The 20,520-nt window shown below is 59.7% G+C and carries 16 protein-coding genes, 1 tRNA gene and 1 pseudogene; 2 read left to right on the top strand and 16 right to left on the bottom strand.

Translation table 11 applies throughout. The annotated features are described in order from the left end of the window. Positions 1-47: 47 nt before the first annotated feature. Positions 48-1,310, bottom strand: a complete 1,263-nt coding sequence (locus ACZ5RI_RS00350; protein ID WP_464514126.1) for an adenosylmethionine--8-amino-7-oxononanoate transaminase — start codon at positions 1,308-1,310, stop codon at positions 48-50. Positions 1,311-1,315: 5 nt separating this feature from the next. Next, a complete protein-coding gene (bioB, locus tag ACZ5RI_RS00345) occupies positions 1,316-2,356 on the bottom strand; it encodes a biotin synthase BioB (RefSeq protein WP_464514125.1) in 1,041 nt (346 codons plus the stop codon). Between the two features lie 205 nt (positions 2,357-2,561). Here bioB and bioD point away from each other — a divergent pair, with 205 nt between their 5' ends. Next, a complete protein-coding gene (gene bioD, locus ACZ5RI_RS00340) occupies positions 2,562-3,242 on the top strand; it encodes a dethiobiotin synthase (RefSeq protein WP_464514124.1) in 681 nt (226 codons plus the stop codon). A 98-nt stretch (positions 3,243-3,340) separates the two neighbouring features. Then, positions 3,341-3,426 (top strand) — tRNA-Leu (locus ACZ5RI_RS00335). A gap of 149 nt (positions 3,427-3,575) precedes the next feature. Here the strand turns inward: ACZ5RI_RS00335 and ACZ5RI_RS00330 are convergent. The 14 genes and pseudogenes from ACZ5RI_RS00330 to ACZ5RI_RS00265 all read right to left on the bottom strand — a co-directional run bounded on the left by ACZ5RI_RS00330 (position 3,576) and on the right by ACZ5RI_RS00265 (position 20,441). Further along, positions 3,576-4,343, bottom strand: a complete 768-nt coding sequence (locus tag ACZ5RI_RS00330) for a 2-keto-4-pentenoate hydratase (RefSeq protein ID WP_464514123.1) — start codon at positions 4,341-4,343, stop codon at positions 3,576-3,578. 237 nt (positions 4,344-4,580) lie between these two features. Then, positions 4,581-5,378 (bottom strand): PI-PLC domain-containing protein, encoded by a 798-nt coding sequence (locus ACZ5RI_RS00325; RefSeq protein ID WP_464514122.1) that lies wholly within the window; start codon positions 5,376-5,378, stop codon positions 4,581-4,583. 17 nt (positions 5,379-5,395) lie between these two features. Next, positions 5,396-6,637, bottom strand: coding sequence for a sulfatase-like hydrolase/transferase (locus ACZ5RI_RS00320; RefSeq protein ID WP_464514121.1), 1,242 nt, complete (start codon positions 6,635-6,637; stop codon positions 5,396-5,398). Positions 6,638-7,069: 432 nt separating this feature from the next. Beyond that, positions 7,070-9,208, bottom strand: coding sequence for a polyribonucleotide nucleotidyltransferase (gene pnp / locus ACZ5RI_RS00315; protein WP_464514120.1), 2,139 nt, complete (start codon positions 9,206-9,208; stop codon positions 7,070-7,072). A gap of 154 nt (positions 9,209-9,362) precedes the next feature. Continuing rightward, entirely contained in the window at positions 9,363-9,632 is a 270-nt protein-coding gene (gene rpsO, locus ACZ5RI_RS00310; RefSeq protein ID WP_464514119.1) for a 30S ribosomal protein S15, read from the bottom strand. Between the two features lie 9 nt (positions 9,633-9,641). Further along, a complete protein-coding gene (gene truB, locus ACZ5RI_RS00305) occupies positions 9,642-10,586 on the bottom strand; it encodes a tRNA pseudouridine(55) synthase TruB (protein ID WP_464514118.1) in 945 nt (314 codons plus the stop codon). 80 nt (positions 10,587-10,666) lie between these two features. Beyond that, entirely contained in the window at positions 10,667-11,167 is a 501-nt protein-coding gene (gene rbfA, locus ACZ5RI_RS00300; protein ID WP_464514117.1) for a 30S ribosome-binding factor RbfA, read from the bottom strand. A 238-nt stretch (positions 11,168-11,405) separates the two neighbouring features. Next, positions 11,406-13,040 (bottom strand): tetratricopeptide repeat-containing sulfotransferase family protein, encoded by a 1,635-nt coding sequence (locus ACZ5RI_RS00295; protein WP_464514116.1) that lies wholly within the window; start codon positions 13,038-13,040, stop codon positions 11,406-11,408. A gap of 97 nt (positions 13,041-13,137) precedes the next feature. Beyond that, on the bottom strand, positions 13,138-15,885 hold the full coding sequence (gene infB / locus ACZ5RI_RS00290) for a translation initiation factor IF-2 (RefSeq protein WP_464514115.1): 2,748 nt from the start codon (positions 15,883-15,885) through the stop codon (positions 13,138-13,140). Then, positions 15,882-16,538: an RNA-binding protein gene (locus tag ACZ5RI_RS00285; protein ID WP_464514114.1), complete on the bottom strand. Its 657-nt coding sequence runs from the start codon at positions 16,536-16,538 to the stop codon at positions 15,882-15,884. Before ACZ5RI_RS00285 ends, infB begins: the two co-directional genes overlap by 4 nt. A 57-nt stretch (positions 16,539-16,595) precedes the next feature. Beyond that, positions 16,596-18,260, bottom strand: a complete 1,665-nt coding sequence (gene nusA / locus ACZ5RI_RS00280; RefSeq protein ID WP_464514113.1) for a transcription termination factor NusA — start codon at positions 18,258-18,260, stop codon at positions 16,596-16,598. A gap of 51 nt (positions 18,261-18,311) precedes the next feature. Beyond that, a complete protein-coding gene (gene rimP, locus ACZ5RI_RS00275; RefSeq protein ID WP_464514112.1) occupies positions 18,312-18,824 on the bottom strand; it encodes a ribosome maturation factor RimP in 513 nt (170 codons plus the stop codon). A 180-nt stretch (positions 18,825-19,004) separates the two neighbouring features. Next, positions 19,005-19,349: a hypothetical protein gene (locus ACZ5RI_RS00270; protein WP_464514111.1), complete on the bottom strand. Its 345-nt coding sequence runs from the start codon at positions 19,347-19,349 to the stop codon at positions 19,005-19,007. Positions 19,350-19,521: 172 nt separating this feature from the next. Next, positions 19,522-20,441: pseudogene (locus ACZ5RI_RS00265) on the bottom strand (LysR family transcriptional regulator). Positions 20,442-20,520: the final 79 nt, after the last annotated feature.

The raw sequence follows: 20,520 nt of genomic DNA, 5'->3' as shown, positions 1-20,520 counted from the left end.
GAGAAGGCATTTGCCGGGATTTGTCGCACCCTGACGTTGCTGATCGCTTACCCGACAATTTTAACAATCGCGTCGGTCAGGCGGAAAAGCGCTTCATCATCAATGGTTAGCGAGGGAACGACATAAAGCGTGCGGCCAAAGGGGCGTAGGAAAACCCCCTCTGCGACAAAACGGGGGCCAAGGCCGGCCAGACTTTCGGCCCGCTGCATTTCCACCACGCCGAGTGCCCCGCGCACCCGCACGGCGGCAATGCCGGGCCGCCCGGACAGTTGGCCTAAGCGTGGGGCCTGCTTCTGGGCAATCTCGTGGGCCTGAAACAGGCGTGGCTCGGTCTCGAACAGATCCAGCGAGGCGTTGGCGGCCGCGCATCCCAGCGCATTGCCCATAAAGGTCGGCCCGTGCATCAGGGCCGCGCCGGGATCATCGGACCAGAAGGCGTCAAAAACTTTGCGGCTGGCCACCGTCACGGCCAGCGGCAGCGCGCCACCGGTCAGGCCCTTGCCCAGCGTGATGATGTCCGGCACCGTGTCACAGATCTGGCTGGCGAACAGCGCGCCAAGGCGGCCAAAGCCGGTGAAAATCTCGTCGAAAATCAACAGCGTGTTGTATTTGTCGGCAAGCGTGCGCAGGCGCTTCGGCACATCCTCATGCTGAAACAGCATGCCGCCCGCGCCCTGTACCATCGGCTCGACAAGGATACCGGCGATTTCGTCGGCATGGCTGGCGAGGAACGCATCGAGGGCGGCGTATGTTTCCTCGTCATGCGGCAGATCCAGAATGTAGTGCTGCGGCAACAGCCCGTCGAAGCGGCTGTGCATGCCGATGGCCGGATCGCACACCGCCATGGTCGCCACGGTGTCGCCGTGATAGCCGCCCTTAAAAGCGATGAACTTGTTCCGTCCACGGATGTTCTGGTTGAGCCAGTACTGCCACGCCATCTTCATGGCCACTTCCACCGCCACCGAACCGGAATCGGAATAGAAGACGTGGTTTAAATCGCCCGGCAGCAGGGCGGCCAGCCGCGTGGCCAGTGTCGCGGCCTGTTCATGAACCAGCCCGCCCAGCATGACATGGGGCATCAACGCGGCTTGTTTTTGAATCGCCCCGACAATGTGCGGGTGGTTATAGCCGTGGCAGGCCGTCCACCATGCGCCGATACCGTCGATCAGCTCGCGGCCATCGGCAAGGATCAGCTTTACCCCTTCGGTGCGGGCGACGGGCAGCGGCAGGTCGGCGGTCTTCATCTGGCAATAGGGCCGCCAGATATGGCGTGCACCGTTCGCAATCCAGTCCGCCGCCGCTTCTGCCATCGTGCTTACTCCGCCGTTTCGTATTTCGCTTTGGCGGCCGCAATGTCATCCGTGCTCAGTTCTTCAGGCTGGATGCATTCGGGCACCTCGGTCGTGGTGGTCATGCCCAGTTTCTGAAACAGCATCTGGTCATGATTGACGCCGGGGTTTTCGGTGGTCAGCAGCACCTCGCCCGAGAACAGCGAGTTGGCCCCGGCCAGAAAACACAGCGCCTGTGTTTCATCGCTCATATGTTCGCGGCCCGCCGCAATGCGCACGAACGATGCCGGCATGGCGATGCGGGCCAGCGCAATGGTGCGGACAAAATCAATCGGGTCCACATCGGCGGCGTTTTCTAAGGGGGTGCCCGCCACCCGCATCAGCATGTTGATCGGCACGCTTTCGGGATGTTCGGGCAGATTGGCCAGCGCCTGAATAAGGCCGATGCGGTCTTCCTTGGCTTCGCCCATGCCGACAATGCCGCCGCAGCACACCTTGATGTCGGCCTTGCGCAACGCGGCGATGGTGTCCATGCGGTCCTGATAGGTCCGTGTGGTGATGATCTTGTTGTAATATTCCGGCGAGGTGTCGAGGTTGTGGTTATAATAATCCAGCCCCGCATCTTTGAGTTTCTGCGCCTGCGCCTCGGTCAGCATGCCAAGGGTGACGCAGGTTTCCATGCCCATATCGTGAATTTCGCGCACGATTTCGCACACCGCGTCGAGGTCTTTTTCCTTGGGCACGCGCCACGCCGCCCCCATGCAGAAGCGGCCTGCACCGGCGTCTTTGGCCTGTTTCGCTGCCGTGATGGCTTTTTCCTTCATCATCAGCTTGGTGGCTTTAAGCCCGGTGTCGTTCGACGCCGATTGCGGGCAATAGCTGCAATCCTCCGGACAGCCGCCGGTTTTGAGCGATAACAGAATGGCCACCTGCACCTTGTTGGCATCGAAATGCTGGCGGTGGATGCTCTGCGCCCGGAAGATCAGGTCGGCAAACGGCAGATCATAGAGCGCGGTCAGCGCGTCTTTGGTCCAGTCATGGCGAAGGGTGGAAATGGGCTGCGGCATGGGGCGTCCTGAAAGGGCTTTGCGATAATGACACCGGCGGGATTAGAACGGCATCCGCGCCGACGCAAGACCTAGCGCGGGACTCGTGCAACGGCCGCTTCCTGGCGGTGCGGCCGTCGCCCTATTTTTATATTGTCGCAACTTTACGCGCAAAACCGGTTCCCACTTTTGCGCACGTTGCTTTGGGTTAAGAAGGGTTATAGTCATGGCTGCATATTTTGTGACATCTACCGGAACGGATATCGGCAAAACCTATGTCACCACCGGGCTGATCCGGGCTTTGCGTGGGGCCGGGCAGGCGGTTTATGGCTTTAAACCCCTGCTCAGCGATTTTGCCATGGATCGGGCCGGGGGAAGCGATGCCGGGCGCATTCTGGCGGCCATGGGCCAGCCGGTAACCCCGCAAACCCTTGATGCCATTACCCCGTGGCGGTTCACGGCGGCTTTGTCGCCCGATATGGCCGCCGCCGCCGAAGGCAAAGCCGTCGATTACGCCGCGCTGGTCGATTTTTCCCGTAACGCCGCAGCCGGGCCGGGCCTCAGGCTGATCGAGGGGGTGGGTGGGGTGATGGTGCCGCTGGATCACCGCCGCACCGTGCTCGACTGGATGGCCGATCTCGGCCTGCCCACCATTTTGGTCGCGGGGACCTATCTGGGCACCATCAGCCATATCCTGACCGCCCATGCTGTGCTGGCGGCACGGGGCCTCACCGTGGCCGCGCTGGTGCTCAACGATTCGGGCGATGGCGCGGTGCCCCACGACCAGACGCTGGCCACGCTGGCCCGCTTTCTGCCTGATGTGCCGATGGTGCTGGCCCCCAGACGGGCGGCCGAACGCGATAATGGCGCTGATTTTGCCACTCTGGCGGGCTTGCTGGCGGGCTGATCGCCGGAGGAAACAAAAGACGGTTGCTGCGGTATCTGGCCGTTGACGGCCCCCGCGCCCGTCCGATATACCCACCCGACCATTCGCAGAATGTGCTTGCCCCTGTGGCGGAATGGTAGACGCGGCAGACTCAAAATCTGTTGCCTTCACGGGCGTGCTGGTTCAAGTCCGGCCAGGGGCACCATTTTTGTTGGCGGCTTCGCAGTGTGCCGCCCACCAACCCACAATGCTCAGCCGCGATTTTTGCCGACTGTGCCCTTATTGGGGTGCACCACTCCCGAAAAAAAAAGCCGCCGGTGAGGGCGGCTTTTGCGTCTTTGTCTCTGGCGGTTATCAGCTCAGTTTCAGCGTGATCGGGGCGAAGCCTTCGATGGTGCCGGTGGCGTCTTCGCCTGCCTTTATCAGATGCGCGCCGCCAAAGGCACCGGTGGTGACGATCTGACCGGCGACAATGCCATGGCCATGGCGGGACAGGGCGTTGGCCAGCCACAGCAGCGGCGCGGCCGGGTTGCCCGAAACATGGCCGCCGGTTTGCGACACCACCTGTTTGCCGCCGACCGTCAGCGCCACTTTGAGATCGTCGCGCACCAGCTTTTTCCAGTCCGGAATCAGCGTGCCATAGGCCAGCCCCCAGTTGCCCAGCGTATCGGCGTGGTTCAGCAAGATGGTTGGGAACAGGGCGGGGGCGGCAACCTGCCAGCGCTGTGACAACAGCTCGTAAACCGGCAGCGCGCCTTCGATGGCGTCCTCAACCTCCTCAAGGCTGTAGTCCGAGCCATCCTCGTGGCCGGGCAGGTCGGTGCGGAAACGGAAAGCAACTTCCAGCTCAACCAGCAGCTCCGGCGCCATGATCGGGCCGGGGGCGGCATAAATTCGGGGGGCAGGAATGATGCCCCATATGCCGGTTTCGCTGTCCTTGGCCTTCATCACCTTGTAGCCGCCGATCCCACCCATCTGCAGCGCGGCGGTCACCTGCACCGCTTCGGCTTCGGTGGCTGTGGCGGGGATCAGTTCCTCCGGCGGCAGCGGCAGTTTCTGGCTCGCTTTGCGGGCGGCGGCGATCAGATTGGCGAGGCGATTAATCCGGGCAATTGACGGCATGGTGTTTCTGCTTCCTGATTTGTTTTTCTGGGTTTGATTTTAAGCGTGTCTGTTCCTGCTGTATTGGGCCCCGGCATCCATGTGGGACAGGGCCGTTAAGATTACCGTTACGGTAGCGCGCAAGGGCTCGTTCGCCAAGCGTCGGGGCAAAACAAAACCGCCCGCGGTGGGGCGGGCGGGCTGTGTTTTTTGATTACACGCATCTTCGGCTTAGGGGGGCGGGATGAAGGCGTAGCTTCATTTTTCAACAAGGGTGTCGGTATAGATCTCTGCCACCCCTGCGCGTTTCAGCTCTGCCCACTGAGCTGGGGCGTCAATTGTGTGCACATAACTTGCGATACCCATGCGGTTTAGTAGCGGCGGCAGCGCATAGGCCCGCTTAAGCGGCATAGTCACTGCGTACAAATGCATGGATCGCAGGTTCGACAAAACGAATATCCCGCCCCAGCGATAACGGTAGAGCGTCCATATGATATCGCGGTAGCCCAATGTGCGGACGGGGCGGTATTCATGTGGGAAGTAGATCTGTGGAATGAAACGGTTGATATAAGCCGGGTAATGCCTGGCAATATAGGATAACGCCTTGATGTTGTCGTCTTTTACGTCGGTGACAATGCGTTTGCCGGGGTGTGCGTCAAGCCACGTAATTACAGTGCCAATCGTACATTTTGGGTAAGCGGCATGTGCCTGATCCAGCAAGAACTGGTGTAGCGTCGGGGGCTTGGTGGGGGGGGCGGCCCAATTGTGGGTGCAGACAAGGTAACCATCTGCGGTAAAATTAAAATCCAGTTCAAAAAGGTTATAGTGTGCGGCGTTAATGTTCAGAGCTGCCACAGAATTGGTATAGGTCTGATTAGCTATAGCCCCGCCAGCATGTGCGATTCGTGGCCTTGATGGTGGTAGATGATCGCTGTCAGAGACAAGCAGGCTTGCGCCGAGATTGCCTCGAATAAGTGCATACGCCAGCAGTAGTAGTCCGGCTGCTATCACCAGAAATAACCAGAGATGGCGTGGTATACGGTTAAGAATTTGCATGGACTGTCAATCCTGCCTTACGAACGCGGCGCTAGGATAAAGTAAGGTACCAGCTTCTGATCAAATAGCCCTGCCGATGCACTCGACCATAACGGGGGGGCGTGGTCGCCAACGACGACAAAGCGCGTGGGATTGATCGACGATCCGGCCAGTTTGGCCACGGCACTCATGACAATGTGCCATGATACCGCCAGTGCGCACTGGCTTTCATCAAGTTTAAGGCGCTGGCAGGGTATACGGGCCAGATCCTTGTCATCGATAGTAATTGGCAGGTGCGAATTCAGGGTCAAAATATAGACAAAGGCTTTCTGCCTGCGGCGTAGGACGGATTGCGTGTCGGCAATGATGTCCGCATCGCATATTCCACGGAAGGCCATGCCACATTTACGATCGGGATGTTGTGGCTCGATTTGTTCCATAAAGTGCATGTTTTGCTTTGGAATGCCAATTAAGGGCCACCACCGGTTTCGTGCGAACATATCGTAGGAAAAGCCATGATATCCATGCACGGCGTAGCCATCTTTAGCCAGAACGTCTGGAAGGCACTGCAGTGTGCTGCGCGAGGTAATCTTACGGAAGTTTCCGTCAACGCCGCAAAGCTCGCGTAATTCGGCATGTGTGGTCGAGCCGTGGAAAGGCACCGTGCCACGTTGCAAGGTATAGCTGGCAGTTAGGCGTGGTGTCAGGATTGGGGCAAGGATTGTCTGCTGCACATCCGGGCGACGTGGGGTATCCCCCCAGGATTCCACTAATATCAGGACGAGATTTTCGTTTGATAAATCGGCCGGTCGCACATCGGTAAGCTGTTTAGTCAGGGCAATTTGAATTGCCGAAGGTTCTTTTGTCCACACCGTTGGTTTTCCGGCGTCCCTGAATGCTCCATAGATGCTTGAGATTAGAACTTTACTGTCTGAACGAACGAAATTGACCGGGCTGCTCAGGTGATCACAGGAGGATAGCTGAAAAGTTGATGGAAGCAGTTTCTCAACAAATCCCGGAGCATTGGCGCATAAAGAGCCGTTGGCATGATCTGAAATTGCAAGCCCTATCGCCAGCACGGCCATTATGATTGCATGCACGCTACTGTGCTGTCTGGCGGATTTCCATGCGAGATAACCTCCCGCGCCATAGAAGAGAAAAAAGGCAAGAAGCGGGAAAATCGGAATGAGATGTGGATCGAAGCCGAGTTGGTTTGTATTTCCGCTCGCGTAGAAAAGCTCGTCAAGGTTGAAGTGAAACACATGTGCAGTAATGGACAAAAGGCTTACGAAGCTAAGTAGGCAGTATATAATTGTTGTGAGAGTGGAGCGTAAAAAGAACATAAATATACTAAGTAACAAGAAGTCATAACTAAAGTATGACTTCTGTATAGCGATTCCTGTTGCGGGAAATACGAAAATTATATTTGGTAATATGACGAAAGCTAATATATTATATAATAAATATTTGTTGAACACTGATTTGAATATTGAATGTGTAGATATGTTGAATATACTGGATTGCAACCTAAGATGTATTTTTTTCAACTCACTATCATGAGGCTGCATGGTTGTCACGCTATTTACTTAGTATGTTAATTAAAATCGGCTCCTATACTGAAATATTGCATAAGGAAAAATAAAACCACCCGCAAGTAATACTTGCGGGTGGTTTTATTTCGTTTGAAGCTTGCTGCGCTAGTGCGCGCGTACTTATTCAGCCTTGGGGGCTTCTTCCGCCTGCTTCTTGGACAGATCTTCGCCGGTGACCTGATCGACAACCTTCATCGACAGGCGCACCTTGCCACGATCATCAAAGCCCAACAGCTTGACCTTCACGGCCTGACCTTCGCTGACCACATCCGAGGTCTTGGCAACGCGGTTCGGCGCCAGCTCGGAAATATGGACCAGGCCGTCCTTCGGCCCGAAGAAGTTGATGAAGGCACCGAAGTCCATCACCTTGACGACCTTGCCGTCATAGATCTCGCCGATTTCCGGCTCTGCCGTGATCGACTTGATCCACTTGACGGCGGCGCGGATCGATTCCCCATCAGCCGAGGCCACCATCACGGTGCCGTCGTCTTCGATGTTGATCTTGGCGCCGGTCTTTTCGACGATCTCACGAATGACCTTACCGCCGGTGCCGATCACTTCACGGATCTTGTCGGTGGGGATCTTGATGGTTTCGATGCGCGGGGCATGTTCACCAACATCGGCGCGGCTCTGGCTTAAGGCCATCGACATCTTGCCGAGGATATGGTGACGACCGTCCTTGGCCTGGGCCAGAGCGGTGCGCATGATCTCTTCGGTGATGCCGGAGATCTTGATGTCCATCTGCAGGGCGGTGATACCATTGTCGGTACCGGCCACCTTGAAGTCCATGTCGCCGAGGTGATCTTCGTCGCCCATGATGTCGGACAGGACGACAAAACGATCGCCTTCCTTGATCAGGCCCATGGCGATACCCGCCACCGGACGCGACAACGGCACACCGGCATCCATCAGCGACAGCGAGGTGCCGCAAACGGTGGCCATCGAAGACGAGCCGTTCGATTCCGTGATCTCGGACACGACGCGCATCGTGTAGGGGAACTCTTCCTTCTTCGGCAGCATCGGGTGAATGGCGCGCCATGCCAGCTTGCCATGGCCGATTTCACGGCGGCCCGGCGAGCCCATGCGCCCCGTCTCACCGACCGAGTAGGGCGGGAAGTTGTAGTGCAGCATGAAGTTCTGCTTGTAGGTGCCTTCCAGGCTGTCGACCATCTGCTCGTCTTCACCGGTGCCCAGCGTGGCCACGACCAGCGCCTGGGTTTCACCACGGGTGAACAGGGCCGAGCCATGGGTGCGCGGCAGAATGCCAGCTTCGGCCACGATCGGGCGCACGGTGACCAGATCACGCCCGTCGATGCGGGTGTGGGTGTCGAGCACCATGGTGCGCATGATCTCGGCTTCGAGGTCATGCATGATCCCGCCGAATTTGATCGCGTCGAGCTTGCCTTCGCCTTCGCCGACAAACTCAGCGGCGGCCTTCTTGGCAATCTCTTCGATCTTGTCGCGACGGACGAACTTCTGCGGGATCTTGAACGCCGCCTTCAGTTCTTCACCAACCAGCGCCTTGGCGGCGTCATAGATCGGCTTGGTGGTGTTTTCCGGCACCACGCGCGGCTCTTTCGCGGCCTTTTCCGCCAGGCGGATGATGGCATCGATGACCGGCTGCATCTGCTGGTGGCCGAACATCACGGCACCCAGCATTTCGCTTTCCGACAGCTCGTGCGCTTCGGATTCGACCATCAGAACCGCATCGGCCGTACCGGCGACGACGAGGTCAAGCTTGGTCCCCGGCATCTTGTCGATGGTCGGGTTCAGAACATATTCGCCATCGAAGAAGCCGACGCGCGCTGCGCTGATCGGGCCCATGAAGGGAATGCCCGAAATGGTCAGTGCCGCAGACGCTGCGACCAGAGCCAGAATGTCGGTTTCGTTTTCCATGTCATGGCTCAAGACGGTCACGACCACCTGGGTCTCGTTCTTATAGCCATCAACAAACAGCGGACGGATCGGGCGGTCGATCAGGCGCGAAATCAGGGTCTCGCGCTCGGTGGGGCGACCTTCACGCTTGAAATAGCCACCCGGGATCTTACCGGCAGCAAAATATTTTTCCTGATAATTCACAGTCAGGGGGAAAAAGTCGACGCCGGCTTTGGGGGTGCGGGCACCGACAACGGTGGCCAGCACAACGCTTTCGCCATAGGTGGCCATAACGGCGCCGTCGGCCTGACGGGCGACCTTACCGGTTTCGAGCACAAGCTTGCGCCCGGCCCATTCAATTTCCTCGCGTGCAATATCAAACATATGTTGATTTCCTACTTTTGCCTTCGTTCCCGCGGGGCCGGATTGCCACCGTGCGGGGTATGCAGTGATGAAACTAAAATACGCAAACGCGCGTCTGCGGCAGGAGCCGGCAAACGCGCGCGCGGTACTTATGATGCTGTTGAGACGGCGGCCTTCAGCGGCGCAGGCCCAAACGAGCAATCAGGGACTCATAACGCTTCACTTCGACAGCTTTGACATAGTCAAGCAGGCGGCGACGCTGCGAGACCAGCTTGATCAGGCCGCGACGCGAATGGTTGTCTTTTTTGTGAGTCTTGAAATGCTCCGTCAGATTGGTGATGCGCTCGGACAGCACAGCAACCTGCACTTCTGGCGAACCGGTGTCGCCCGGCTTCGTCGCATATTCAATGATAAGTTCGGCTTTACGTTCTGCAGTAATAGTCATCGGTCATCCCTAAGATAGGTTGAAAACACGGAACGGCCTTAATTCACCGGCGACGAATTCGGTGAGCGCAACCGGCTCATCCTCGCCTTCGGTGCAAAAGACCGTAAGCCCTTGCAGGTCGTCCCCATCTGCCGCGGCGGTGATAGTTGCGAACTGGTTCGCACGGACCATCACCGGATTACCGCTACGCAGACGCAGGGCGTCCGGACCCGTCATGGCCAGCGCCGGGATGCCGTCCAGCGCGGTCGTAATAGGCCTCAAGTGCTCAAAAGCGGCGGGACTATGCATAAAACCTTCCAAGGTTTCCAGTGCAATCGCGTCCTTTTCCGAAAAAGAGCCCGATTTCGTGCGCCTGAGCACGCTGACATGGGCACATGTACCTAACGCGATGGCCAAATCCCTAACCCAAGCGCGGACATAGGTGCCCTTGCCGCACGACATTTCAAACTCGGCATGGTCGTCGTCGATGATGTTAACCAGCCGGGCGGCCTCGACAAAGATCGGCCGGGCGGCCAGTTCCGGTGTTTCGCCCTCGCGGGCCAGATCATAGGCCCGGGCGCCATCGACCTTGATGGCCGAATAGATTGGCGGGGTTTGCAGGATTTCGCCGACAAAACGGGGGATCATCGCCTCGATCTCATCGCGGGTCGGGCGCACATCCGAGGTTCCCGTTTCCTTGCCATCGGCATCGTCGGAATCGGTCGCCACGCCCCAGCGGGCGGTGAAGCGATAGGTCTTCTCGCCATCCATGGCATAGGACACGGTTTTGGTCGCCTCGCCCAGCGCAATGGCCAGCACGCCACTGGCCATCGGGTCTAAGGTTCCGGCGTGACCGGCCTTTTGCGCCTCGAAAACGCTGCGCACGATGGCCACCACTTTGGTCGAACCCACGCCCGACGGCTTGTCGATCACCACCCAGCCATGGACCGGATTGCCTTTTTTCTTACGTGCCATAATTGTCCTGTCGGATAAAAAAGTCCTTCCCCCTTAAAGCGTTAAGGCGGTCGCGGGGGCTTTTTAAGGGAAACGGTATGTCAGTCCTGGTGCTTGTCAGGCTCGCCGGGGGCCTCATCGTCCGAACCGGGGGCCTCATCGTCCGAACCGGGGGCCTCATCGTCCAAATCTGCGTCCTCGGCTTCCAGATCGCGCGCCACCAGCGGGGATTTCAGAATCGTCTCGATCCGCTCGGCTTCGGCGAACGATACATCCTCGACGAAATGCAGTTCCGGGGTGAAGCGCAGGGTGATCTGGCGGCCAAGCTCGCCGCGGATAAAGGCCTTGTGGCGGTTCAGTGCCTTGATCACCTTGGCGGCGTCCTTGCCGCCCAAGGGTTCACAGAACACGGTGGAATGGCGCATGTCGGGCGAGGTTTTGACCTCGGTGATGGTGACCGAAACACCGACCAGATCGACATCGTGCACATTACCATCGCGCAGGATGGCCGCCAGAGTGTGGCGCAGCACTTCGCCCACGCGCAGTTGGCGCTGGGTCGGGCCGTTGCGATTGGCGGCGGCATGGTGGCGCGGGCGGGGCATAGGCAACTCCTTGGTGGGCGCATCTTACGGCAAAGTCGGGCGCAACGCTCGCAAGACGTACTATAAAACAAAAGCCTGGGGCAACGCGGGCAAAACGATCGGCCGTTTTGCGCTTAAAAGTTGCGACAAAACAAAGGACTAGAGCGGCCATGGCTCTGAACCAGGGGTGAAGCGCGTTTAAGCGTCCGTCGCTCTAGACTAATTTCGCCATGGCGTACAGGGGATGATTTTTGCGCCGTCATTCGTAACCAAAGCGTGCCCGCCACGGTTGCAGGGTGGGCAGGATCGGCGCCAGCTCTTTACGATAGGCGCCCCATTGCCCGACCGCCGAGCTGTAGAGGCCGCGGGCGACCTGCAGACCGCTGGGGGTGTCGGGGGCGTTCTGGCGGCTGGTGCGGGCAAAGCTTTTAAGCTCCTCGCGCCAGTCAATTCCCAGAAAGTCGCAGATTTCCCGGGTTTCGCCCTCGAAATCCGACACCAGACGTTCGTAGACCGTGTCATAGGTGGCAAGGCCGAGCTTGGCCCGATACAGCTCAGACAGGCGCATCACCGCATCGTAATACTGTGCCGCACCGGTAAGGCTGGTCAGCTCGTACATCTGGCGGTTCATGCCAAAGCGGCGGCGGAAGCAGCTCCACACCACATCGACCGGATCGCGCCGGGCGAACAGGATTTTGGCGTCGGGGAACAGTTTGACCACCAGACAGAGCAGCACCGAATGCAGCGGCAGCTTGTCGATGAAAACCGGGCGGTCGGCGCTGGAGCCCTGTTCCGCGGCCCGGTCCCAATAGCGTTTGCGCCAGCGGGCCAGTTCGGCACCATCCAGTAGCGCCAGCCGGTCGAGCCCGCCGTCCTTCAGGACGAATTCTGCGGCCATTTCCTCCAGACATTCGCGTTCCGGCATGGTTTTCACATCGGGGTGGGCGTCCAGCACCTGTTCCAGCAGCGTGGTGCCGGAACGGGGAAAGCCAACCAGAAAGACATGGGTCTTCACCGGCGCATGGGCCACCGCTGTGGCCGGATCGGCGCGCCACTGTTCCGCCGGGGCGGTGGCAAAATAGGTCGCCAGATTTTCGGCTTCCTGACGGGCCCCGGTCAGATCGGGGCGCTCATATTCGGCGCGATAGCGGGCGCGCATGGTGACGTTATGGGCGCTGTAGGCGGCAAAGGCCTCGGCCGGCTGTTTCATGCCATCCAGCGCATCCCCGGCGAGGCTTTGCGCGATGGCAAAATTGACCCCGCCGGGCGGGCAGGTTTGCAGCAGCCGCTGGGCATGGCCAAGGGCGGTGTCGAAATGTTTTTCCTCGGTCTCGGCCAGCGTCAGCGCCATCAGGGCCGAAGGCTCGTCCGGGGCATAGCGGCGGGCCATTTCGCCATAGCGGCGGGCCTCGGCGACATCGCCGCGCATCATCGCAATATAGGCCAGCCGTCCCTGAGCCGCCGCATGATTGGGCTGCAGCGCCACGGCCTGTTCAAAGGCGCGGGTGGCATGGTTGTTATAGCCCAGCGCATCCAGACTGCAGCCACGGTTGTAGTGCAGGCTGGGGCGGTCCGGGGCCAGCCGCAGCGCGCTGTCAAAGACGGTAAGGGCTTCGCGGTCGCGGCCCAGTGCCGACAGCGCCGAGCCATAGACATTCAGCACTTCAGGGTCGCGTTTGAGCAGGCTGCGGGCCTTTTCGGCCAGCGGCAGGGCGGCCAGCGGATCGCCCCGGTTTAAGGCATCGATCGCGGCCAGCACCAGAATCTGCGGGATGTCACAGCCCAGTCGGATCGCCTCGGCGGCCATCCGCCCGGCGGTGGCGACATCGTTCCGGCGCATTGCCGCATCGATCGCGGCCAGACGGCGCTGAATTTCCGGATTTTGCTGTAGCATCGACAGTTCCTTAAATTACCCGTTTGGCCGTTACCTGCCGTTTTGATGAAAAAAAAGCCGGGGCAGCTGCCTGCCCCGGCCATTTTTCGTCCGGCGCTCAGAGTTCGCGCTGGATGGTTTCGACTTCGAAGGCTTCGATGATGTCGCCCTTGACGATGTCCTGATAGTTGGCGAAGGCCATACCACATTCCTGACCGTTCTGGACTTCCTTGACCTCGTCTTTGAAGCGCTTGAGCGTTGACAGCTCGCCTTCGTGGATCACGACATGGTCGCGGATCAGGCGGACCTTGGCGCCACGGCGGACCTGACCTTCGGTGACGCGGCAACCGGCGACCTTGCCAACCTTGGTAATGCTGAACACTTCCAGGATTTCGGCATTGCCGAGGAACTTTTCCCGGGTTTCCGGTGCCAGCATGCCCGACAGCGCCGCCTTCACGTCATCCACCACATTGTAGATGATGTTGTAATAGCGGATTTCGACGCCATCACGCTTGGCCCGTTCGCGCGCCATCTTGTCGGCACGGACGTTGAAGCCGATGATCGCACCGCCCGAGGCGTGGGCGAGAATAACGTCGCTTTCGGTGATGCCGCCAACACCCGACTGCAGCACCTGCGCCGCCACTTCGTCGGTGCCCAGCTTGTCGAGCGCCCCCTGAATGGCTTCGGCAGAACCCTGCACGTCGGACTTGATGACCAGCGGCAGCATCTTCTTCTGACCGGCTGTGGCCTGACGCTTGAGCAGCTGATCGAGCGACAGACGGGCATGGGCTGCCTGCTGGGTCTCGCGCTTCTTGCGGGAACGATATTCGGTGATCTCGCGGGCGCGGGCTTCGGAATCCACCACCGCGAATTCGTCACCAGCTTCCGGCGCACCGGACAGGCCGAGAACCTCGACCGGAACCGACGGACCGGCGCTTTCCAGCGATTCGCCGCGTTCGTTCTGCAGGTTACGCACCTTGCCCCATTCGGCACCGGCAACGACAATGTCACCAAGCTTCAGGGTGCCGCGCTGGATCAGGGCGGTGGCCACCGGGCCACGACCGCGGTCGAGTTTGGCTTCGATGATGGCACCTTCTGCCGTGCGGTTCGGATTGGCCTTCAGTTCGAGCACTTCGGACTGCAACAGGATCATTTCCTGCAACTTGTCGAGGCCGGTACCCTGCTTGGCAGAGATTTCCACCGCAATGGTCTCGCCACCCAGATCTTCGACCTGAATTTCGTGCTGCAACAGCTCGGTCTTGACCCGCATCGGGTCGGCACCGGGCTTGTCGATCTTGTTGATCGCCACGATGATCGGCACACCGGCGGCCTTGGCGTGATTCAGCGCCTCGATCGTCTGGGGCATGACGCCGTCATCGGCCGCCACCACCAGAATGACGATATCGGTCACCTTGGCGCCGCGGGCACGCATTTCGGTAAAGGCCGCATGGCCGGGCGTATCGATGAAGGTGATACGCTGACCGCTTTTCAGCTTAACCTGATAGGCACCGATATGCTGGGTGATGCCGCCGGCTTCGCCCGCAACCACATCGGTCGTGCGCAGCGCATCCAGCAACGAGGTCTTGCCGTGGTCGACATGGCCCATCACGGTCACGATCGGCGGACGCGGGGTCATCTCGGCGGGATCATCCTGGGCCCCTTTGAGGCCCTCGAGCACGTCAGATTCGGCCACGCGCTTGACGGTATGACCATATTCGGTCGCCACCAGATCGGCGGTGTCGGCATCGATAATGTCGTTCACCGTTGCCATAATGCCGTTCTTCATCAAGACCTTGATGACGTCAACGGCGCGGCGGGCCATACGGTTGGCCAGCTCGGCTACGGTGATGTTTTCCGGAATCGTCACTTCACGGGGACCGGCCTGAACGGCGGCCTGTGCCTGCGAGCCCTTGTTGGCACGCTGCAAGTGGCGGCGGAACGAGGCCAGCGAACGCATGCGTTCGTCATCGCCCGACAGCGCCTTGGTCACGGTCAGCTTGCCGCGGCGGCGATCCGCCTCTTTTTTGACGACAGGGGTCTTAACCGGGGCTTTGACACCCTTTTTGGTGTTGGACTCTTCTTCGTCCATCGGCCCGCGGCGACGCGCGGCTTCACCCGCCTTGGGGGCAGCGGCATCGGGTTTCTTGCCGGATGTCGGCTTGCCACCGACGCCCTGCGCGGCGGCCTTGCTCTGATCGGCTTCGGCATTGGCGGCGGCATTGTTATGCGCACCGTGTGCGGGGCGTGTCCCCTGCGGCCGGGCCTGCTGCGGCCGGCCCTGACCTTGCGGGCGGCCGGTATTCTGCGAGGGTGCCGGTGCACCAGACTGACCAGCCGGGGCGCTTTCCTCGGCGCGACGGGCCGCTTCGGCGGCGGCGCGCTGACGGACGGCCTCTTCGGCAGCCTTGCGGGCATCTTCTTCTGCCTTGCGCTTGGCGGCTTCCTCACGCTCTTTCTTTAAGAGAATTTCTTCTGCTGCCCGACGCTTGGCATCGATTTCCGCCTGCTTGCGGGCTTCGGCCTCGGCGATGCGGGCACCGGCCAGCGCCTTGGCGCGGGCGGTCTTTTCCTCATCGGTCAGCTGACGCAACACCACACCGGCGCGCTGGGGCACATTTTCCTTGTGCACCGGCACCGTGCGCGGGGTGAACTCGCGCGTCTTGTTATCCTGCGGCGGCTTGGCAGCCGCTGCCGCCGGCTGTTCGCCGCGGGTACGCTTCTTCTCGACCACCACCGCCTTCGTCCGGCCATGGCTGAAACTCTGCTTGACGGTGGAGGTCTCCGTCTTCTTCAGCGTCAACGTGGTCTTGGTCGCGTTCGGCCCCTGGCCCTTTTGGCGCGTGGAGGTGTCCTTGCTCTCGCTCATGCGTTTCTTTCGTTACCGGCGGGGTTATCCCCAGCCATTCCTTCCACTTCAGATGCGCGCAAACCCTGCAGCCGGGCAACATCGACCATCAGTCGATCCGCCAGGGCACCGGGCCTTACTGCGGCATGTATCACATTCTCTCGCCCCAGAGCCAAGCTCAATTCGCTTGCCTTGAGACAATCGACCACGACCACCGTTCTTCCCCGGGCATGGGCAGCCTGTAAGACTTTACGTCTGCCGTCTGCCGCGCCGTCCGCCGCCTCAATCAGGAGGCTTGATGGACGAGCGGTATCCAGGGATTTGAGCACATTGTCAAAGCCCTGAACCAGCTGACCGGCCCGCCGGGCCAGGCCCAGCCGTTCGGCAATGCGTTGTTTCAGCAGATCTTCCAAACGGTTGATCAGATCTGGTGCAACCTTGACGGGTTCGCGTGCCGCTTTGGCAAAGGCGTTGCCACTGGTGACCTTTTCCAAGCATTCGCGTGAAGCCGTTACCCAAAGGCCACGGCCCGGCAGATTTTCTGCCAGATCCGCAACAACTTCGCCGTCGGGAGAGACGACAAAGCGAATCATATGGGTCGACGGGGAAATCTCCCCCGTCGCCAGACAGCGTCTTTCGCCGTCTTCACCCTTTTTGATCCGTTTGGCCGTCACTTGGGGCTCACACCTTGTTTCTGACGGTTATCCCCGTTTTATGGGGGGTAACCTTGTTTATGCGTCGCCGTCTTCGGCGGTTACTGTTGTGCCTTCTTCGGCTTCTTCACCGTCTTCGGCGGCCTCACCCTCGGCTTCTTCGTCTTCTTCGACGATTTCCGGTTCGGGATCAGCCTCGATCCAGCCGGCGGCAACGCGGGCCGCCATGACAATGGCGTTGGCGTCAGCCGCGGTCAGGTCAAAGTCTTCCAGCGCACCCTTGATGCGGGTCCGTTCCTTGTCCTTGCCGGTCTCATAATAGCCCAGAAGGTCATCGGTGGCGCAGCCAGCCAGATCTTCCAGCGTTTTGATTTCGGCTTCGCCCAGGGCAACCGCCATCGGCAGGTTGATGCCTTCGACATTGAGCACGGCATCGTCCACGCCAAGGGCGCGGCGCTTGTCGTCCAGTTCCTTGTTGCGGGCTTCGATGAATTCCAGGGCGCGGTTCTGCAGTTCCTGCGCGGTGTCTTCGTCGAACCCTTCGACCGAGGCCAGATCGTTCAGCGGCACATAGGCGACGTCTTCAATCTCGGCAAAGCCTTCCGATGCCAGAAGCTGGGCCACGGTCTCGTCAACGTCGAGCGCTTCCATGAACAGCTTGGTGCGGATGGCGAATTCTTTCTGGCGGCGTTCCGATTCCTCGGCTTCCGTCATGATGTCGATCTGCCAGCCGGTGAGCTGGGACGCCAGACGGACATTCTGGCCGCGGCGACCAATGGCGAGCGACAGATGCTCGTCCGGCACCACAACCTCGACGCGATGGCTGTCTTCGTCGAGCACCACTTTGCTGACTTCGGCCGGGGCCAGCGCGTTAACGATGAAGGTGGCCGGTTCGTTCGACCACGGAATGATGTCGATGCGTTCGCCCTGCAGTTCCTGCACCACGGCCTGAACGCGCACGCCGCGCATACCGACGCAGGCGCCGACCGGATCAATCGAGGAATCCTTGGAGATCACGGCGATCTTGGCGCGCGAACCCGGATCACGGGCCACGGCGCGAATCTCGATAATGCCGTCATAGATTTCCGGCACTTCCTGCGCAAACAGGCGAACCATGAACTGGGGATGGCTGCGCGACAGGAAAATCTGGGGCCCACGGGTTTCGCGGCGCACGTCATAGATATAGGCGCGGATACGGTCACCGGTGCGGAAATTCTCGCGCGGGATCATCTCGTCGCGGCGAACCACACCCTCGGCGCGGCCCAGATCGACCACCACCGAACCAAATTCCGAACGCTTGACCACGCCGTGAATGATTTCACCGATGCGGTCCTTGTATTCGTCATGCTGGCGTTCACGCTCGGCGTCGCGCACCTTTTGCACGATGACCTGCTTGGCGGTCTGGGCCGACATACGCGAGAAATCGACCGGCGGCAGGGTTTCGGCAATGATGTCACCGATCTGGGCGGCCGGGTTACGGGTATGCGCATCTTCGAGCGCAATTTCCGTCTTGTCGTTTTCGACCAGCTCGACCACATGCAGATAGCGCGAAATGTGGGTTTCACCGGTCTTGGGGTCGATCTCGACCTTAATCTCGTTCTCACTGCCATAGCGGGCTTTCGCCGCGCGCTGCATGGCTTCTTCCATAGCGGCGAGCACAACGCGCTTGTCGATCGACTTATCGCGGGCGACCGCATCAGCGATCTGCAGAAGCTCGGTTCTATTGGCGGCAACCGTTGCCATTGTCATCTCCTTATCGCACGCACGACGGCGTGCTGTAGGTTACCCGTGAGATCAGTCTTCGCCCGCAATATTGTGCAGGCGCATATCTTCTTCAATCAGCTTGTCGGTCAGCACCAGTTTGGCCTCGGTGATGGCCGAAAACGGAAACTGGATGGTTTTGCCATCGACAACAACCATAACCTCGTCACCCGCCAGCCCCTGCAGCTCGCCGCGCAGGCGCTTGCGCCCGTTCACCGGCGCCACCAGAGCAATCTTGGCTTCATGGCCCGACCAGCGCGCGAAATCATTAAGCCGGGTCAGAGGGCGGTCGATACCGGGCGAGGAAATTTCCAGCAGATAATCACCGCCGATGGGGTCATTGGCTTCGATGAAATCCGACAGAATGTCACTTAAGGCGGCACAGCCTTCGACATCCATGGTGCCATCGGGCCGTTCAGCCATCACCTGCAACGTTTGTTGCTGGGTGCCGGTCAGGCGCAGGCGCACCAGCTGGAACCCGGCGGCTTCGACCACAGGGGCAAAAACTTCTTCCAGATGCAACGTTGCGGCGACTATGGCGGACACTCCCTAAAAATGGCTGGCAAAAACAACCGAGGCTGCGGTCAGACGTCAGCCTCAGACAAACCCTATCCCCGCGGCGGTTCTATGAAACCGCCACACAACATCACTATGTTGTATCGGGATGACGGTTTTGTAGCGCGAAGCGCCTCAAAGCGCAAGCGGACTCAAAGTTACGGGTGTTTTTTACCGCTTCTCGGGCTGTTCCGCACGGTCGGTGCCGTTTACGCGCGGCTCCTCGGCCTGTTGCGGTGCAGCCGGGGTGGCCGGCGCGGCGCTTTGCGGTGCGGTTTTGTCTTCACCGGTTACCGCTGCCGCTGGCATCATGCCCTGTATCGGCTTGGGCACGTACTGGGTGGGCTTTTCCTTGGGAATCAAAATCTCAAAGGGCGAAACCGGGCGCAAATAGAAAAAGTAAACCATAGCGAGGGTCATCGCGAAGATGAACAATCCCCCCAGCAGCGGGGCGATGTCGCCGGGCTGTATATAAAACCGGGGTGTCTTGTAATCGTCGTCGTCGTTTTGGCTCATGGCGCTTTCTATAACCGAAGGCGCGGGTGCCCGCAAATTTTTACACGTGGTTTTTCATGCCAGGTTTTGGCGGGGCGCCATAATGAGATTTGAAGTTACAAGTTGTGGTTGTTGCGTGGGCCGTAGTCGCGTTAACCATGGCACGCACAGCAAAACGATACGGTGCCCCCTCTTACGGCGGCGCAAAAGCTTTGTTTGCTGAATTTTTGATGTAGTCGATAAACGCGCGTAGCGGCGCGGGCACCAGCTGCCGTCCGGGATAGTAGAGGAAGGCCCCGAGAATGATTGCCACCACGGTTCCAGGATCGCTTCGAGCGTGCCGCTGTTGAGATAGGGCCGCAGCCAGTCTTCAAACAAATAGACAATACCGGTTCCGGCAATGGCCGCATCAATTGCTAAATCTGACGCACCGCCCGCGCGTATGATCAGGGGGCCGCTGGGATCAATCAGAAGTACGTTGCCATCACGTTCATATTCCCAGGGCGGCATTACCCCGCTTGCAAATTTACCGCGCAAGCAGGCGTGTTGCAGCAGATCGCGTGGGTGGTCGGGGCGGCCATGGCGATTGAGATAGGCCGGTGCCGCGGCCGTCGCAAAGCGTTGTATGCGGGGGCCAATGGGCACGGCGATCATGTCTTGCTCCAGTCGTTCTTCATAACGGATACCGGCATCACAACCGGCCGCAATGACATCGACAAAGCTTTCTTCTGTGATGACTTCGAGGCGAATATCCGGGTGCGTAGCCAGAAACGGCGGCACGATCTGTGGCAGCACCAGCCGCGCAGCGCTGGCCGGTACGTTCAGACGCAACGTGCCCGTCGGGGTGTCGCGAAAACTGTTCACGGCATCGATAGCGGCGGCAACTTCGGTCAGGGCGGGGCTCAGCCGCTGTAGCAATCCAGCGCCAGCCTCGGTCGTGACCACGCTACGTGTAGTCCGGTTGAGAAGACGAACGCCAAGTTGCGTCTCCAAACGACTGACGGCCTCACTTAAGCCGGATGCGCTGCGCCCGCTGGCCCGTGCGCCATCACGAAAGCCCCCGGCCTGCGCCACGGCTACAAAGGCATTAAGGTCAGATAGGTCTGCTGCGATTGTTCGCTCCTCCGAACAGCTTGTGCGGATTGTACCATATTATCGTACGGCGCGATATCGTCTATTTCTGCAGGGCAAT

This window comes from Micropepsis pineolensis, assembly GCF_055392125.1.
The sequence above is the reverse complement of the archived record's forward strand: the minus strand, read 5'-3'. Positions and strand labels throughout refer to the sequence as shown.

Excerpts from the sequence above, each read along its gene's own strand:
- ACZ5RI_RS00350 (WP_464514126.1), bottom strand. The coding sequence starts at position 1,310 with ATGGCAGAAGCGGCGGCGGACTGGATTGCGAACGGTGCACGCCATATC.
- bioB (WP_464514125.1), bottom strand. The coding sequence starts at position 2,356 with ATGCCGCAGCCCATTTCCACCCTTCGCCATGACTGGACCAAAGACGCG.
- bioD (WP_464514124.1), top strand. The coding sequence starts at position 2,562 with ATGGCTGCATATTTTGTGACATCTACCGGAACGGATATCGGCAAAACC.
- ACZ5RI_RS00330 (WP_464514123.1), bottom strand. The coding sequence starts at position 4,343 with ATGCCGTCAATTGCCCGGATTAATCGCCTCGCCAATCTGATCGCCGCC.
- ACZ5RI_RS00325 (WP_464514122.1), bottom strand. The coding sequence starts at position 5,378 with ATGCAAATTCTTAACCGTATACCACGCCATCTCTGGTTATTTCTGGTG.
- pnp (WP_464514120.1), bottom strand. The coding sequence starts at position 9,208 with ATGTTTGATATTGCACGCGAGGAAATTGAATGGGCCGGGCGCAAGCTT.
- rpsO (WP_464514119.1), bottom strand. The coding sequence starts at position 9,632 with ATGACTATTACTGCAGAACGTAAAGCCGAACTTATCATTGAATATGCG.
- truB (WP_464514118.1), bottom strand. The coding sequence starts at position 10,586 with ATGGCACGTAAGAAAAAAGGCAATCCGGTCCATGGCTGGGTGGTGATC.
- rbfA (WP_464514117.1), bottom strand. The coding sequence starts at position 11,167 with ATGCCCCGCCCGCGCCACCATGCCGCCGCCAATCGCAACGGCCCGACC.
- ACZ5RI_RS00295 (WP_464514116.1), bottom strand. The coding sequence starts at position 13,040 with ATGCTACAGCAAAATCCGGAAATTCAGCGCCGTCTGGCCGCGATCGAT.
- infB (WP_464514115.1), bottom strand. The coding sequence starts at position 15,885 with ATGAGCGAGAGCAAGGACACCTCCACGCGCCAAAAGGGCCAGGGGCCG.
- nusA (WP_464514113.1), bottom strand. The coding sequence starts at position 18,260 with ATGGCAACGGTTGCCGCCAATAGAACCGAGCTTCTGCAGATCGCTGAT.
- ACZ5RI_RS00270 (WP_464514111.1), bottom strand. The coding sequence starts at position 19,349 with ATGAGCCAAAACGACGACGACGATTACAAGACACCCCGGTTTTATATA.